This window comes from Endozoicomonas atrinae, assembly GCF_001647025.1.
GTDB lineage: Bacteria > Pseudomonadota > Gammaproteobacteria > Pseudomonadales > Endozoicomonadaceae > Endozoicomonas > Endozoicomonas atrinae.
On record NZ_LUKQ02000812.1, the window covers coordinates 1 to 385 of the forward strand.

The following is a 385-nucleotide window of genomic DNA, read 5'->3' on the forward strand; positions in this document are numbered from 1 at the left end:
CATCCTGAGTTTTAATCTGACTGGCTATTTGATCTACCAGTTTTTCGTTGATTTCAACGCTCATTGTTATTCTCCATTTTGGAGTATTAACGACAAGCGTTTACACAATTTAAATTACATTCCCCTAGCCTCATTCAGCCACGCTATTCACTTGGGCAAGCACTCCTTTCATTCTATGCCCCTTTTCTGAGAGTCGGCTTGCTATATCTTTCAGCCTGCTGGTACTACCATCAGATTCAAATTGGACTTGTCCTGTCAATTTATACCAATTGCTTTTTCTAACTACTGTATAACTGCCCACTGACGAGAGCATAAACTGAATAGACGTCCAGCTTCGCCGCATAGATTGTTCCAGGCCTCGCAGCAGCAATCCACGATATCTTCG

Annotated in this window: 1 protein-coding gene; it reads right to left on the minus strand. The window is 42.3% G+C overall.

Annotated elements, in window-relative coordinates; genetic code table 11:
- Positions 1–130: 130 nt before the first annotated feature.
- The coding region (locus tag AK963_RS36425; protein WP_238593918.1) for a hypothetical protein at positions 131–385 on the minus strand (255 nt) is incomplete at its 5' end.